The sequence below is a fragment of the Kitasatospora sp. SC0581 genome, assembly GCF_048159585.1.
Classification (GTDB): Bacteria; Actinomycetota; Actinomycetes; order Streptomycetales; family Streptomycetaceae; genus Kitasatospora.
On the sequence record NZ_JBLRWA010000003.1, the window covers coordinates 253,438 to 269,115 of the forward strand.

At 68.8% G+C, this 15,678-nt stretch carries 13 protein-coding genes and 1 tRNA gene; 2 read left to right on the forward strand and 12 right to left on the reverse strand.

Annotated features, from left to right (window positions below):
* Nucleotides 1–6 precede the first annotated feature (6 nt).
* The 10 genes from kdpB to ACLWS4_RS07445 all read right to left on the reverse strand — a co-directional run bounded on the left by kdpB (nt 7) and on the right by ACLWS4_RS07445 (nt 12,130).
* Nucleotides 7–2,172, reverse strand: coding sequence for a potassium-transporting ATPase subunit KdpB (gene kdpB / locus ACLWS4_RS07400; protein WP_416873607.1), 2,166 nt, complete (start codon nt 2,170–2,172; stop codon nt 7–9).
* Nucleotides 2,172–3,836 carry a potassium-transporting ATPase subunit KdpA gene (gene kdpA / locus ACLWS4_RS07405; RefSeq protein ID WP_117488258.1) on the reverse strand — a complete coding sequence of 555 codons (1,665 nt, stop codon included), beginning with the start codon at nt 3,834–3,836 and terminating at the stop codon, nt 2,172–2,174. The genes kdpB and kdpA overlap by 1 nt, the downstream gene beginning before the upstream one ends.
* A 1-nt stretch (nt 3,837) precedes the next feature.
* Nucleotides 3,838–3,927: a K(+)-transporting ATPase subunit F gene (kdpF, locus tag ACLWS4_RS07410; protein WP_045693083.1), complete on the reverse strand. Its 90-nt coding sequence runs from the start codon at nt 3,925–3,927 to the stop codon at nt 3,838–3,840.
* 399 nt (nt 3,928–4,326) lie between these two features.
* Entirely contained in the window at nt 4,327–6,159 is a 1,833-nt protein-coding gene (locus ACLWS4_RS07415; RefSeq protein ID WP_074003983.1) for an APC family permease, read from the reverse strand.
* 719 nt (nt 6,160–6,878) lie between these two features.
* Nucleotides 6,879–7,349: a hypothetical protein gene (locus ACLWS4_RS07420; protein ID WP_416873608.1), complete on the reverse strand. Its 471-nt coding sequence runs from the start codon at nt 7,347–7,349 to the stop codon at nt 6,879–6,881.
* 810 nt (nt 7,350–8,159) lie between these two features.
* A complete protein-coding gene (locus ACLWS4_RS07425; RefSeq protein ID WP_416873609.1) occupies nt 8,160–8,573 on the reverse strand; it encodes a hypothetical protein in 414 nt (137 codons plus the stop codon).
* A gap of 452 nt (nt 8,574–9,025) precedes the next feature.
* On the reverse strand, nt 9,026–9,691 hold the full coding sequence (locus tag ACLWS4_RS07430) for a hypothetical protein (RefSeq protein ID WP_416873610.1): 666 nt from the start codon (nt 9,689–9,691) through the stop codon (nt 9,026–9,028).
* Nucleotides 9,688–10,254, reverse strand: a complete 567-nt coding sequence (locus tag ACLWS4_RS07435; RefSeq protein ID WP_416873611.1) for an HNH endonuclease — start codon at nt 10,252–10,254, stop codon at nt 9,688–9,690. Before ACLWS4_RS07435 ends, ACLWS4_RS07430 begins: the two co-directional genes overlap by 4 nt.
* Nucleotides 10,255–10,598: 344 nt before the next feature.
* Nucleotides 10,599–11,285 (reverse strand): HAD family hydrolase, encoded by a 687-nt coding sequence (locus tag ACLWS4_RS07440; RefSeq protein WP_416873612.1) that lies wholly within the window; start codon nt 11,283–11,285, stop codon nt 10,599–10,601.
* Complete coding sequence (locus tag ACLWS4_RS07445) at nt 11,282–12,130, reverse strand: GntR family transcriptional regulator (protein ID WP_416873613.1); 849 nt, start codon at nt 12,128–12,130, stop codon at nt 11,282–11,284. Before ACLWS4_RS07445 ends, ACLWS4_RS07440 begins: the two co-directional genes overlap by 4 nt.
* A gap of 388 nt (nt 12,131–12,518) precedes the next feature.
* Between ACLWS4_RS07445 and ACLWS4_RS07450 the strand changes: the two genes are divergently transcribed.
* Nucleotides 12,519–13,844 carry a tyrosine-type recombinase/integrase gene (locus ACLWS4_RS07450; protein ID WP_416873614.1) on the forward strand — a complete coding sequence of 442 codons (1,326 nt, stop codon included), beginning with the start codon at nt 12,519–12,521 and terminating at the stop codon, nt 13,842–13,844.
* A 153-nt stretch (nt 13,845–13,997) separates the two neighbouring features.
* On the opposite strand, the gene ACLWS4_RS07455 is transcribed toward ACLWS4_RS07450, so the two are convergent.
* Nucleotides 13,998–14,078, reverse strand: a tRNA-Tyr gene (locus tag ACLWS4_RS07455).
* Between the two features lie 220 nt (nt 14,079–14,298).
* On the opposite strand from ACLWS4_RS07455, the gene ACLWS4_RS07460 reads away from it, so the two are divergent.
* A complete protein-coding gene (locus ACLWS4_RS07460) occupies nt 14,299–14,787 on the forward strand; it encodes a YajQ family cyclic di-GMP-binding protein (RefSeq protein WP_049652087.1) in 489 nt (162 codons plus the stop codon).
* Nucleotides 14,788–14,914: 127 nt separating this feature from the next.
* Here the strand turns inward: ACLWS4_RS07460 and ACLWS4_RS07465 are convergent, their stop codons facing one another.
* Nucleotides 14,915–15,409, reverse strand: a complete 495-nt coding sequence (locus tag ACLWS4_RS07465; protein WP_416873615.1) for a hypothetical protein — start codon at nt 15,407–15,409, stop codon at nt 14,915–14,917.
* Nucleotides 15,410–15,678: the final 269 nt, after the last annotated feature.

The window sequence follows — 15,678 nt, forward strand, 5'->3', positions numbered from 1 at the left end:
CCCGCTTCAGCTGAGGCCGGGGATGAACTGGACGATCAGGTCGATCAGCTTGATGCCGACGAACGGCACCACCAGGCCGCCGAAGCCGTAGACGCCGATGTTGCGGCGCAGCAGCGAGCTGGCGTCGGACGGGCGGTAGCGCACACCGCGCAGGGCGAGCGGGATCAGGCCGATGATGACCAGGGCGTTGAAGATGATCGCCGAGGTGATCGCGGACTGCGGGCTGTGCAGGCCCATGATGTTGAGGTGGCTCAGGCCCGGGTAGACCCCGGCGAACATCGCGGGGATGATCGCGAAGTACTTGGCCACGTCGTTGGCGATCGAGAAGGTGGTCAGCGCGCCGCGGGTGATCAGCAGCTGCTTGCCGATCTCCACGATCTCGATCAGCTTGGTCGGGTTGGAGTCCAGGTCGACCATGTTGCCGGCCTCCTTGGCCGCCATGGTCCCGGTGTTCATCGCGACGCCGACGTCGGCCTGGGCGAGCGCGGGGGCGTCGTTGGTGCCGTCGCCGGTCATCGCGACCAGCTTGCCGCCCTCCTGCTCCTTCTTGATCAGGGCCATCTTGTCCTCGGGCGTGGCCTCGGCGAGGAAGTCGTCCACGCCGGCCTCCTCCGCGATCGCCTTGGCGGTCAGCGGGTTGTCGCCCGTGATCATGATGGTCTTGATGCCCATCCGGCGGAGCTCGTCGAAGCGCTCCCGCATGCCCTCCTTGACCACGTCCTTGAGGTGGATGACCCCCAGGACGCGGGCGGGCGCGCTGCCGGTCTTCGCGGCCACGACCAGCGGGGTGCCACCGGCGGCGGAGATCCCGTCGACCAGGGCGGAGACCTCGTCGCCGACCGAACCGCCGTTCCCGGTCACCCAGTTGGAGACGGCGCCGGCGGCGCCCTTGCGGACCTGGTGGACGCCCACCCGTCGCCCACCACCGCCCTTGTCCGAGTCGCTGCGCTCCGCCCCTTCCATTTCCTCGTCCAGGTCGACGCCCGACATCCGGGTCTGGGCGGTGAACGGGACCCAGGTGGCGTGGGTCAGCTCGCCCTGGGCGCGGGCCCTCAGACCGTACTCGGTCTTGGCGAGGACCACGATCGAGCGGCCCTCCGGGGTCTCGTCCGCGAGCGAGGAGAGCTGCGCGGCACTGGCCAGGTCCTCGGTGGAGACGCCCGGGGCGGGCAGGAACTCGGCGGCCTGGCGGTTGCCCAGGGTGATGGTGCCGGTCTTGTCGAGCAGCAGGGTGTTGACGTCGCCGGCGGCCTCGACGGCGCGGCCGGACATCGCCAGCACGTTGCGCTGCACCAGCCGGTCCATGCCGGCGATGCCGATCGCGGAGAGCAGCGCGCCGATGGTGGTCGGGATGAGCGCCACGATCAGGGCGACCAGGACGATCATCGACTGCGGGGCGCCCGCGTAGGTGGCCATCGGCTGGAGCGTGACGACCGCGACCAGGAAGACGATGGTCAGCGAGGCCAGCAGGATGTTGAGCGCGATCTCGTTCGGCGTCTTCTGCCGGGCGGCGCCCTCGACCAGGGCGATCATCCGGTCGATGAACGACTTGCCGGGCTCCGAGGCGATCTTCACCACGATCCGGTCGGACAGCACCTTGGTGCCGCCGGTGACGGCGCTGCGGTCGCCGCCGGACTCCCGGATGACGGGCGCGGACTCGCCGGTGATCGCCGACTCGTCGACGCTCGCGACGCCCTCGACCACGTCGCCGTCACCGGGGATGACCTGCCCGGCCTCGACCACCACGTGGTCGCCGAGCCGGAGCGCGGTGCCGGGCACCTCCTCCTCGGCGCCGGTGGCCGGCCAGTCGGTGAGCCGACGGGCCATGGTGTCGCTCTTGGTCTTGCGCAGGGTGTCGGCCTGCGCCTTGCCGCGGCCCTCGGCGACGGCCTCGGCCAGGTTGGCGAAGATCGTGGTCAGCCAGAGCCAGACGGTGATCGCCCAGGCGAACACGGACGGGTCGGCGATCGCGGCGATGGTGGTGACCACCGAGCCGACCTCGACCACGAACATCACCGGGTTCTTGACCATCACCCGGGGGTCGAGCTTCTTCACCGCGTCCGGCAGGGACGCGAGGATCAGCTTCGGGTCGAGCAGGCCGCTCGACACTCTGTGCGGCGCGGCGGGCTCCGCCTTGTCGGCCGGTGCGGGGTTGAGCGTAGGGGTGGACATCAGGAGGACAGACCTTCCGCGATCGGCCCGAGAGCCAGGGCCGGGAAGTAGGTGAGGCCGACGACGATCAGGATCACGCCCGACAGCAGGCCCACGAACAGCGGCTTGTGGGTGGGCAGGGTGCCCGGGGTGGCCGGGACCGGCTGCTGCTGGGCGAGCGAGCCGGACAGCGCCAGGACGAAGACGATCGGCAGCAGCCGGCCGAAGATCATCGCCAGGCCGAGCGCGGTGTCGTACCAGTCGGTGTTGACGGTGATGCCGCCGAAGGCCGAGCCGTTGTTGTTGGCCGCCGAGGTGAAGGCGTACAGCACCTCGGAGAAGCCGTGGGCGCCCGAGTTGAGCATCCCGGCGCGCTCACCCGGCAGGGCCATCGCCACACCCGTGCCGACCAGCACGATCGTCGGCGTGGTGAGGATGTACAGCGAGGCGAACTTCATCTCCCGGCCGCCGAGCTTCTTGCCCAGGTACTCGGGGGTGCGGCCGACCATCAGGCCCGCCACGAACACCGCGATGACCGCCAGCACGAGCATCCCGTACAGGCCGGAGCCCACACCGCCGGGCGCGATCTCGCCCAGCATCATGTTGAAGACCGTCAGCCCGCCGCCGAACGGCGTGTACGAGTCGTGGAAGGAGTTCACCGCGCCGGTCGAGGTCAGCGTCGTCGAAGCGGCGAACAGCGAGCTCGCGGCGATGCCGAAGCGCTGCTCCTTGCCCTCCATCGCGGCGCCCGCGGCTTGCAGGGCGGTGCCGTGGTGCTGCGACTCGGCGAGGGTCAGCAGGGCCACCGAGGCGGCCCAGAACAGGCCCATCACGGCGACGATCGCGTAGCCCTGGCGGTTGTCCCCCACCATCCGGCCGAAGGTCCGCGGCAGCGCGAACGGGATCAGCAGGATCAGGAAGATCTCGACCAGGTTGGTGAAACCGGTCGGGTTCTCGAACGGGTGCGCCGAGTTGGCGTTGAAGAAGCCGCCGCCGTTGGTGCCGAGCAGCTTGATGACCTCCTGCGAGGCCACCGGGCCGCCCGGGATCTTCTGGACCTCGCCGGCCAGCGAGGTCACCTCGTGGAAGCCGTGGAAGTTCTGGATCACGCCGTTGGCGGCCAGCACCAGGGCGAAGACGATCGAGATCGGCAGCAGCAGGCGCAGGTTGATCCGGGTGAGGTCCACCCAGAAGTTGCCGATCCGGTCCGTCCGGTTGCGGGTGAAGCCCCGGATCAGCGCGGCGACGACGGCGATGCCGACGGCCGCGGAGACGAAGTTCTGCACCGCCAGGCCCGCCATCTGCACCAGGTGGCCCATCGCGGACTCGCCGCCGTAGGACTGCCAGTTGGTGTTGGCGACGAACGAGATCGCGGTGTTCCAGGCCTGGTGGCCCTCCATCTGCGGAACACCCAGGTTCAGCAGCAGGTAGCCCTGGAGGCGGATCAGGCCGTAGAGGAAGAGGACGGAGACGGCCGAGAAGGCCAGCACCGAGCGGAGGTACGACGGCCAGCGCTGGTCCGCGTCGCCGTCGACGCCGATCAGCTTGTAGATGCCGCGCTCGACTCTGAGGTGCTTGGCGGAGGTGAGGAGCTTGGCGATGTAGTCGCCGAGGGGGCGGTAGCACAGGGCCAGCGCGCCGACGAGGGCGATGACCTGGAGCCAGCCCGCGAGAGTGGATCCCATGTCAGAACTTCTCCGGGAAGATCAGCGCCACGACGAGATAGCCGACGAGCGCGACGGCCACGACCAGACCAGCGATGTTCTCGGCGCTCACAGCTTCTCCACCCCCCGCGCGATCAGGGCGATGACGGCGAACACGGCGACCGTGACACCGACGTAGATGAGATCGGACATGGGCTCCACCAAAGTGGTTCGGGAGATGCCGCGACCTGGGCCGAAGGGGCTCGCGCGGCGCCGGCGGACGACCGGCAGATGCAGCAAACCAGCCGTCAGCGGCGCGTTATGGGGCCCTGACGCCCTCCATACGGGTGACAGCGCGACGTTGACGCGGCCTTGACGGGCGCTTCACCGGACCGAGACCGTCGTGATCGGGCCGAGACACGGCGGCGGGCCGGGGGCGCGTTCGGCGGCGGGCCGCCGGGGGCACGTCCGGGTACGGAACGGCCCCGGGCGGCGGGCTGCCGTCCGGGGCCGTTCCGTACCCGTCCCCTGATCACATCCGCATGCGCAGCCGGCAGACCACCGCGTCGGTGTGCCGCCGCAGGGCGCGGTCGATCACGGCGCCGCGCCGGTTCTGGAGCGCCCGCTGCCACCAGCGGGCCGGCTCCACCTCGGGGATCAGCACGGTGAGCCGGTCGTAGGCGTGCTCCGCCCCCAGCTCGTTGACGAAGTCGGCGATCGGCCGGCCCAGCCGGCGGTGGACGTCCGGGATCTCCACCAACGGCACGCCGGGCCGCCACAGCTCCCAGTCCCGGCGCAGCGCCTCGGCGGCGGCCGGCTCGTGCACCACGGTCACCGCCATGACCTCGTCGCCGAGCGAGAGCGCCGCCGACAGGCCGTCCCTGGTCAGCCGGGTGATCGCGGTCACCGGGACGACGACCAGGCTGCGCTGCCTGGTCACCGGGCCGGGCACCCGGCCCAGCTCCAGCCGCTCGCCGATCCGCCCGTAACTGCGGTGGACCGCCTCGAACAGCACCACCAGCAGCGGCAGGGCCACCACGATGCCCCAGGCGCCCTCGGTGAACTTGGTGCCGGTGACGACCAGCGCCGCGACGCCGGTGAGCAGCGCCCCGAAGCCGTTCAGCGCGGCCTTCCACCGCCAGCCGGACGGCCGGTGCAGCAGCCAGTGCCGGACCATGCCGACCTGGCAGATGGTGAAGCCGACGAACACGCCGATCGAGAACAGCGGCACCAGGCTGTTGACGTCCCCGCCGGAGCCGGCCAGCAGCGCCGCCGAGACCGCGGCCAGGAACAGCACGCCGTACCGGTACACCTGGCGGTCGGCACGCAGCGCGAACAGGTGCGGGAGGTGGTTGTCCCGGGCGAGCAGGTCGAGCAGCACCGGCAGCCCGCCGAAGGAGGTGTTGGCGGCCAGCCCGAGCAGCACCACGGTGGCGAACTGGACGACGTAGAAGCCGAAGCCGTGGCCGAGCGAGGCGTCGGCGAGCTGGGCGAGCACGGTGACGCCCTCGACCGGCTGGAGGTGGAAGCGGCCGATCAGCACGGCCAGTCCGATCAGCATCACGCCGAGCAGGGCGCCGAGCGCGACCTCGGTGTGCTGGGCGCGCTTGACCCGCGGGGTGCGGAAGGAGGGGACGGCGTTGGCCACCGCCTCCACCCCGGTCAGCGCCGAACAGCCGGCCGCGAAGGCCTTGAGCAGCAGCAGCGCGCCGACGGTGGTGGCGTTCTCGGCGAGCGTCGAGGCGTGGCCGGCGGCGGCCGCGGTGCTGGCCGGGGCGTCCCGGAACAGGCCGACCACGACGATCGCCAGGATGGAGAGCACGAAGACGGCCGTCGGCGCCATGAACCAGCGCGCCGACTCGGCGATCCCCCGCAGGTTCACCGCGGTGACCAGCGCGAGCACCCCCAGGCAGAGCCAGACCCGGTCGTCGTACAGGCCCGGGACGGCCGAGGTGAGCGCGGCGACGCCGGCGGTGACCGAGACCGCGACGTTCAGCACGTAGTCGACGACCAGCGAGGCGGCCGCGGTCAGCGCGGTCCGGCGGCCGAGGTGCGCCTTGGCCACCGCGTAGGCGCCGCCGCCGTCCGGGAACGCCGCGATCACCTGCCGGTAGGAGGCCACCAGCACCGCCAGCAGCAGGGCGATCGCCGCGGTGACCGGCAGCGTGAAGCCCAGCCCGTACGCCCCGGCGGCGGCCAGCACCAGCACGATCGACTCCGGCCCGTACGCGACCGAGGCCATGGCGTCCAGCGAGAGCGCGGCCAGCCCGCCGAGCGCGCTGAGCCGGTGCCGCTCGTCTCCCGCGCCGGTGCCAGGCGGCTCGGAGTCGGCCGTGACGGCCGGGGTGGTGATGGCGCTGGACATCGGACGGGACCTCCGCAGTCGGTAGTTGCTCCGATCCTGCGGTCCGCGCGCCCGTCGCCCGCCGGGCCCCTACGCGTTCCTGACGCCGCCACGAGCGGCCTTGACGCGCCCTTGACGCGGCCGTCACGCCGCGTCGGCCTCCGTCGGGTGGCTGTTGGCGGGGGTGGGGCGAGCCGTTTGTCCCGGCGGTCGCCGGCTGGGAAGACGATCAGCTCTGTCGAAGGACTCCCACCCCCGGGCCCCACTCTGCTGCCTGGCACCCGTAATTGCAAGCAATGTGCAATAAGTCGGCCCGGCGCCCGCCCTCCCGACTCCCCGCTCCCCCGCCCCCGGCAAGGCCGCCCCGGCAAAACGAAACAGCCCCCGATCCGCGTTTCCGCAGATCGGGGGCTGTTTCTCTATCCTGTGGCTGGTGCAGGGTTCGAACCTGCGTAGCTTGCGCGACAGATTTACAGGCCGCTGACCAGAGGCGCCCTGACCTGCGGACTCTTGATCGCGGACCGGACCTGGTCCGCCACTGGTCCGGATCATGATCCCGGAACCCCCGACCACCCCACCCCCGCGAGCACCCCAAGGGCCGGGCTCGGGCAGCGTCTCCGCTGCCCGCCCCGCCCCCCCCCCCCCCCCCCCCCCCCCCCCCCCCCCCCCCCCCCCCCCGCCCGGGGCGCGCGGGCGCCCCCCCCCCCCCCCCCCCCCCCCCGGCCCTTCTGTGTTTCCGGTCACGCTCCGCCGACCGGGTTGCCGACGCCGAGGTCGAGCCGGGCCTGCGAGTGGTAGGCGTTGAGCAACTCGATCAGGACGACGCCGTCAGGCCCGCCGGCGTGCCCGCGGGCCGCGATCTCGGTCTCCCACAGCGCGGCGTTCACCGCCTTCGCCGCCTCCACCGCGGCCGGACTCGCCAGCAGCACGAGCGTCTCAAAGAGCGCCGACCGCTGGATCTCCGCCTGCTCCATCGTGGCCAGGAACTCCGCCCGCGCCGTCGACCCCGCCTCGGCGTCGACGGCCCGCTTGGCCACCGCCGCGATCTCCTTCACGCAGGTCGCGTACTGCACGTAGGTGTCGAGCTTCCGCTCATCCCACCGCGTGGCCAGCACCCGCCGGTGCTTGGCCCGCTCCGCCCACCCGGTGGCCACGAACGAGGTGAGCGCCCCCAGCAGGACGCCCACCAGCGTGACGATCTGAGTAATCACCGCCCAGAACCTACCGACGCCTCGCACCGCGCGACAGTGCCCAGGGCGGCAGTCCTGAGGCTAGGCACTCCCATAGACAACTTCCGCTGGAGAAGTTGTCTTTGTTGGACAGGAGCGCGAGACTGCATTCGACGGCAACCTTGTCGGACCGTCCGACACAGTGAGAGCTTCCGCGCACGTGCGGGCCCGGCCCTGGCGGCAACCAGAACCGGGCCCTCAGCGCGGGTTAAGTAGGCCCGGCCGACTTCCTACCGGCCGGGCCTATTGCTGCCCACGCCGTTGCCGTCCGTCCTCGGCTCACCTAACGGATGAACCTCCCCGCATGCTCGGCAATCGTGACCAGGACTCCGAGCCCACTGATGAAGACCAGCCACCATTCGGGACTGTTCATCCGCTTGCTCGACCTTCGTGACCTACGCGCCATGCCAGGACCCCTCCTACTCGATCCCGCCGGGTGCTACCCCAGCGGGGTGCAGTACGGGCCCGGTTGAGCCCGAAACGAGGGGAGCGTCGGGGACCTGACTACGAGAAGCCTAGCGTCGCGCACTGCCGCTGGTGCGCGGCTTCATCGACGGGCGGAGCGGCCGCTGAATCTTTAAAACGACTTCGATTTACCCGCATAGTAAAAGTGCGGAGTGTGCTGGTGTGATTTGCTTCCGGGACTGCAGAACGCTCGCCCTGTAGGCCTTGTAGGGCTTCGGCGTGTCGTTCGAGGCATCCATGGCACACATGAAGGTGATGTCAGTCACATCCGAGGGCCCCGCTGCTCGCCGCCTAGTCCACCACTCCCTCAGGAAGAGCATCTGCGACTCACTCCATTGAGTCCACGATCACCATGCCACTGGCGGCGGCCAACTGGCGTTTCCCCTGCTTGTTGGCGTAGCCGATCGTCGGCACGCAAGCAGCCTTCCCAGCCTCGACGTCGCGACCCGCGTCGGCGATGAAGATGCAGTGTTCCGACCCCCATGCTTCGAGCAGGAGGCGTCGTTCGGCTGAATGGAGGAGAGGGCGACTGAAGCGCGCCCGAAGACACCGGCCACATAGTCGCTGCGACCGTTGCTCGGCGAGGTAGGCCTCGATGACCGCGCCCGCATTCTTGCTGACCACAGAGACCAGCCGACTGGACCAGACACAGGCAAGCAGAACTGATTCTCCGCCCGGGGGCGGATCGCCAACCCGAACAACTTCCGTCTCCAGGGCGGCCTGGGTAGCGTCCGTGCTCACCGCGAGATCAGGCCGGGTATCCGAGAGTAGCCGGAGCAGGGCAAGCGGGTTGCCCTCCTCTTCCCCTCCGGCCGAGGCAGAAACGGGAAGGTCCAACTTCCACCACACAACGGGGGACGCAAACGTCAGGACCAACCTCACCCGGGCCCGGGCGGGCGGCTCCCAGTAGAGGACTCAAACTGGAATTATCCGCCTAGCTCCAGTTATTTTTATGAAGTCATAGTGAGACTCCTCATCCCGAGTCATAGCAATGATTTCCACAGGTGGCAACGAGAGCTCCCAAAAGCCCATTTTTCGAATGCTGGCCACATCCTCTCGATGGCTGTATATAATCAAGACATCCAAATCTCCTGGTCGATCCGACCAAAGCATAGACCCGAACGCCCAGATCTCCACGGCAGGGAATCCAGCGGCACACTCGCACAGCTCATCGAGGATGGGCCAGCGCCGCCTCAGGTCCATCTCTCGCGGATCTTGCCAATAAAGTCATCTAGCTTGTACAGCGGAATGTTTGCTTCGCGCGCGCTAGTGACTACTCGCTTCCCAAAGCCTTGCGCTGAAGGGTTCGTGATAACCAGCGCATCGATATCAATTCCTGGATACTGATCGAGAACTCCGGCAAATCCTTCATCGGTCAGCTCATAGCGATCATGGGTCACCACAGTCAACGGCCGAAGCCCGTTAATTCTTTGCAGCTCCCATGCTCGGTGGCCTCGACGACTCACAGAGCTCACAATCCTCGTGCGAGAAATGCGCCTCCGGAAATATTCCTCTTCGGGATGCATGTAGCTAGAAATGTCATCAAGGAATGTGACCGCACGACTAAAGCCGCCGAAAGTCTCCACGCAGACGCCAAGTTCCAGCGCCCGCGAATAGACGTCGGCGTCAACCACGCGCCTGGTCACGATGACCATTCCCACCTCGGGAAGCTCCGCTATCGCCTCATCCAGCATTGGCGCGGTAAATGGCGATCCGTCCGGTTCCACGCAGTACCCCGTAGCATCCGGCCGCCCCAGACGCGTCACCCTCACGCCGTTTTCGCCGATGGATTGAATGGAACTATGAGAGGAGTGGAACTCTTTTTGAAGCTGCTTAATCACCCAGGATCGGATGCTCATCCGTCACCCTTCAGAATAACGTTCATCGCATCCGGAAATCGCATTGATCCTGGAGTCCAGTTCCCCTCCAAGTGGCGCTCCTCCAGCTGCTTCATATGTATGGCGAAAATGTCGACCGTTGCCTTCTCGCCGTCTGTCAGCAAGTCGCGATTTGATTGCAGCAGCTGCAGCAAAGTCCTGTTATTCGGAATGACCGTATCCACCACATGCCGACCCCACTGATCGGCACGAGTGTCATCGAATACGTCATCGAGTGGGCCGTACAGTTGAAAAACTGTCCGATTGGCACCTAGGAGGGGCTCCACGGCTGCTCGTGCTTCAGCCCTTGACGTGAACTGCGGAGTTCCGAAAGCGACGGCGCGAGCTCGCCGACTCCGCTCTTTCCAGCGACGCAACTCGCCTGCCGGATACTGGCTGTATCCCTTGTCAATCATGGTATGGCATGTCGGACACAGCACAAGAATGTTTGTTGGATCAGCGCGCTCCGACTCTGTGAGATCCGCGCCCTCTGTTGCGCGTGGCCCATTGGTGCTTGCTGGAATGATGTGTGCAAGCTCTGCCACGTGCGCCCGGTCTATCAATGCATGTAGATCAAGTCGACATCCCGGATTTTGACAGTGTCCGCCAGATTCTGACCATAGTACGTCTTTTGCGGACTGTGAGAGACTAATCCGATTTGTCGAGCTTGCTGCCATCCTTCAACCTCCACGAACAGCCGCACCTACCCCACCGGCGAGCGCTGAGTGTCACTATCCCACTGACTAAGACGCCCCTGCATGGGATCTGAGCACTTCGCAAGGCGTTGAGTAAGCATCAGTCGGCGACCGCTCCGGCGCTCCCAAGGCCGAGACGGGTCGAGGGAGTGCCCAACCCGCTGACCAGTCACGACTGGATCAGAACTTGGACATCAGGCCAAGGCGTCCGCGATCAGCTCCATCGAGTCCACGATCACCGCGGCGCCAGCGACGGCCAGCTTGATGTCCTTCCCTGGCTTGTTGGCGTAGCCGATCGTCGAGACTCCGGCGGCATCCCCAGCCTCGACATCGCGAGCCGCGTCGCCGATGAAGATGCAGTGCTCCGGTCCCGTGCCTACGGCTTCCATCGCTTCGAGCAGGAGGCGCGGGTTCGGCTTCATGGACGAGGGCTCGCCAGGGGCACGCCCGAAGACGCCGGCCACGTAGCCGCTGAGACCGTGCTCAGTGAGGTAGGTCTCGATAGCCGCGCCCGCGTTGTTGCTGACCACGGAGACCAGTCGACCGAAACGGGCAGCAGCGCGCAGAACCGATTCTCCGCCCGGGGTCGGGCGGGCGACCCGAACAGCTTCGGCCTCCAGCGCGGCCAGTGCGGCGTCCGTGCCCGTCGTGAGATCGGGGCGGGCGTCCGAGATCAGGCGGAGCAGGGCGAGCGGGTCGCTCTCCTCCGCCGCCCCGGCCGGGGCCTGCTCGCCCGCGGCGAGCAGGCCCTCACGGAGTCGCCGCGCGACCTCCGGGGCGGGTAGGCCGGCGAAGACCGAGCACACCGGGCCGTCGAAGTCGAGGAGCACGTGCTTCACCGGCCGCAGCATGTCGGCGAGTTGCTGAGGGGTGGTGGTCATGCCTGCCGCTCGTAGGCGATCGTGCTCCACACGCTGTCGAACCACATCTGGGCCTGCTGGACGTACTGCGATCCGAGCGAGGCGTCGTCCGGGCCGGCGGCGTGGTGGAACAGGGTGGTGTCCTTGCCGGTCACGTCGTAGAAGGTGTGGTCGGTGTCATCGATCGCCACGGTGCGCTCGCGGAGCGGGTGGAAGCCGAAGAACGCCTCCTGCCGGTTCAGGATGTACAGCTTGAACAGGCTGGACGCCCGGTGCACCTTGACCTGGACGCTCGCCTTCTGGACCAGGCCCAGCTCGGCCAGCATCTCCACCGAGTGGGCGATGCCGCCGACGTTCGTCAGGGCGATGTTGCGCGCGCGCTGCAGGAGGGCGGCCTCGTCCTGGAGCCCGTCGACCAGGACCGGCACCGCCATGGGCGCCGTGGTGTCCGGCAGCAGGAGCCGGACCATGATGGACTCCGGCGCCAGCCGTCCGGAGCGGACCTTGTCGAGCGGCTCCTGGAGCGCGTTGTGCAGCGTCCCGCTGGAGAAGCCGGCGAAGTCGAGGGTCACCTGCTGCTGCTCGAAGGCCGCTTCGAGGTGTGGCCGCAGCCCGACCGGCCGGGATGTCCGCTCCCGCACGAAGGAGCCGCTGCCCTGCCGGGTCACGATCAGCCCCTCGGTGCGGAGCAGGTCGAGCGCCTTGTCCACCGTGCCGCGCGCCACGCCGAAGTGCTTGGCCAGCTCGGGGCCGGAGGGGAGCTTGTCGCCGGGCTCGAACCCTGGCTGCTTCGTGAGGATCGAGGCCCGCAGAGAGCCGCGGACCTGCTGGTACGGGGGGCGAGAGTCATCCGGGTCTAGGGCCATGGACCGATGCTAGGGGAGGTGCCCAACAGGCGCGAGAAACCCGACTCTCTTAACCTGCCCAGGCGAGTTGTCTATGTTGTGGGTGTCGCACCAAGTGAGACAGGGGCGACACAGACGGGCCTTCTTGGGGCTGCTCTGAGCTGCACAAATGCGCCCATGGACGGCTGGCTACAGCCGTATCCAGGGCGAAGGGGCCCGGGATAGATCGGGCCGAGGCACCCGGCACCTGGGCAGTCCGGAGGGCAAGACCGAAAGGTCACGCCGACCACGCCTGAACGGGAGCTCGCTCCCCAAGAGGACGGCACTTCGGGCCCTGCTCCGCTTCGGCAGGGTGGGGCCCGAGCGTGTTCTGGGACCACGCCACTGCCCGGACCGCCGCAAGCCGTGGATGGTCCGGTGGACGGTCGCCGGGCGAGAGTTCTCCGAGTCCTACCTGTCCAAGGCCCAGGCGGACGGTCGCAAGGCCGAGCTGATCACCGCGGCCCGGTCAGGCGAGCCGTTCGACGTCAACCGGGGCCTGCCGCTCTCCGAGCTCCGCAAGGAGAAGCAGATCACCTGGTACGAGCTCGGCCGACGGTACGTCGAGGCCCGCTGGGAGGGGGCTCCGGCCAAGACCCGCACCACGTGGGCCGATGCCCTCGCCACGGTCACGTTCGAGCTGGTGAAGTCGGAGGCCGGCATGCCGGACAAGCGGGTCGTCCGCCGGGCGCTCTACAGCTGGGCGTTCAACGTGCACCAGTGGGAGGAGGAGCCGCCGGCGGACTGGGCCAAGGCCCTGGCGTGGGTGCAGAAGCAGTCCGTGGCGGTCTCCGCCTTCGAGGAGCCACCGATGGTGCGCCGCCTGCTGAACGCCCTCGCAGTGAAGCTCGACGGCAAGAAGGCCGCCCCCTCGGTGATCCTGCGCAAGCGCCGCATCCTCGGCCACCTCTTCGGCTACGCGGTGGAGGAGGGCTACCTGACCGCCAATCTCCTCCCGACCGTCCAGTGGCAACCGCCGGAGGCCGAGGAGGAGGTCGACCCCAGCGTGGTGGTCAACGAGGACCAGGCCGCGGCGCTGATCGAGGCGGCCGGACGTCAGGGGAAGCGCGGGGCCCACCTCCGGGCCTCCTTCGCCTGTCTCTACTACGGCTGGCTGCGGCCGGCCGAGGCCGTGTTCCTCACGCTCGCCCGCTGCCACCTCCCGGTCGAGGGGTGGGGCTACGTCGTCCTGGACGAGCCCCGGCCGCGGGTCCCGTCGTCCTGGACGGACGACGGGACGTCGCACGACAAGCGCGGGTTGAAGCACCGGGCCGAGAAGGCGACCCGGCGCGTTCCGATCCCGCCCGAGCTGGTGGCGATCCTGCGGGAGCACGTCGCCGCGTTCGGCGCCGCGCCCGACGGTCGGCTGTTCCGGACGTCCCGGGGCGGCATGGTGCAGGAGAGCGGGTACGGGGTCGTCTGGCAGCGGGCCCGCGCCGAGGTGCTGTCGCCGGCAGACTGCGCCACGAAGCTCGGCAAGCGGCCGTACGACCTGCGGCACGCGGGGATCTCGCTCGGGCTGAACTCCGGGGTCGACCCGACCGAGGTCGCCCGGCGGGCGGGGCACAGCGTGGCCGTCCTGCTGCGGGTCTACGCGAAGTGCCTGCACGGCACCGTCGAGTACGCGAATGAGCTGATCTCGAAGCGGCTCAACCGGAACCGTCCGGCGCCGCCGGCCCCGGATCCTGGTCCGTAGCTGGTCCGTACGCGCTGGTCAGGGCTGGGATTCGGGTGGCGCAAAGTGAGACAAGCCGCCCAAACGGGGCAGCACTCGTCCCCAGTTGCAAGTAAACGAAAAAGCGGTCCCTAGCCTACGTTTCCGCAGGTCAGGGACCGCTTCTCTATCCTGTGGCTGGTGCAGGGTTCGAACCTGCGTAGCTTGCGCGACAGATTTACAGTCTGCTCCCTTTGGCCGCTCGGGCAACCAGCCAGGATCTTCGTTTCCCGAGGTGTTCACCCCGTTCGACTTGGTAAACCATACCCGATGCCGGGGGGTGCTCCGCCACTCGATAGATCACGCGACGATCAAGAAACCGCGGGCGCCCGCTACGGGCGGGGCCGGTGTGGCGCTGGATAGGCTGGGGTCGCGGGCGCCCCCGAGGGGCGGGCCCGTGCCAGTGAAGACCAGAGCATCAAGGAGACCAATACCCATGGCCGACTCCAGTTTCGACATCGTCTCGAAGGTCGAGTGGCAGGAGGTCGACAACGCGATCAACCAGACCTCCCGCGAGATCGCGACGCGCTTCGACTTCAAGAACGTGGGCGCCGAGATCAGCCGCTCGGGCGAGAAGATCGAGATGAAGGCGAACGGCGAGGAGCGCGTGCGCGCCGTACTCGACATCCTCCAGACCAAGTTCGTGAAGCGCGGCCTGTCGCTGAAGGCCCTGGACGCCAACGAGCCCCAGCTGTCCGGCAAGGAGTACAAGATCTTCGCCAACGTCAAGGAGGGCATCACCACGGAGGACGCGAAGAAGGTCGCGAAGATCATCCGTGACGAGGGCCCGAAGGGCGTCAAGGCGCAGGTCCAGGGCGACGAGCTGCGCGTCAGCTCGAAGAGCCGCGACGACCTCCAGGCCGTGCAGGCCCTGCTCAAGGGCAAGGACCTGGACTTCGCGATCCAGTACGTGAACTACCGCTGACCCTCCGGTCGGCCGGTTCGACGGACGACGGCGCGGCCCTGCTCCCCGCTTCGGGGGCGGGGCCGTTCGCGTCGGCGGGGCCGGGGCGGGCGGCGGGGCCGACGGGCGGTGGGGCGCGGGGGTCGGGTCAGCCGGCCGACTCCGCCCAGCCGGCGGTGCTGCGGTGCCGGCCCAGGCCGACCGACTCGAACTCGTCCGCCCGGCCCTCCTCGGTGCGCGCGCCGATCCGTCGCAGGACGTGGGAGATCGGGGTGCCGTCGGCCGGGGCGGGCTCGAACTCGCCGATGGTGAGCGGGCCGAGGGTGACCGTGCCGTCCGCCCAGACGGCGGCGCGCTGGGTGCCGCTGCCGCCGAAGTACTCGGCCTCGACGCAGGCGATCGGGCCGGCCTTCGACCAGGCGGCCAGCCGGAGTTCGAAGCCGTCCGAGTGCCAGCCGAACCCGGCCCCGCCGCGCGGCTTGCGCACGCTGCCGTCCCCCTGGAGCGCGGCGAGGACGGCGGAGGTGACCGGGATCATCGCCAGCCCCTGTGCCAAGGGCACCACCCGGGCCGCCGGAACCTCCGCGGCCGCCACCGTCAGCAGCTCCCGTGTTCCTATCAGCGCCTGGAGTTCATAGGACATGGCGGCCATGGTGTCCCACCGCACCGACAGTCGGCCCGGAATTTATGATTCCGTGCCCGGTCGGAGACCGTAGAGCAGGCTGCGGGGCCTTTGGAGCGGTCCGCGGCCGGTCCGCGGGGCCCGGATCGCGCCGTCGGCCGCGGCTCCTCCGGTCCTGTCGCCGGTCACCCGCTCGGGTGCTCGCGGCATGCGGCGGCCGCGGCGCCCCGGTGGACTGGCCGGGTACGGCCTCTCTTCCCGACCCCTCCCCCGGCTCCCGCGCGGTCGGG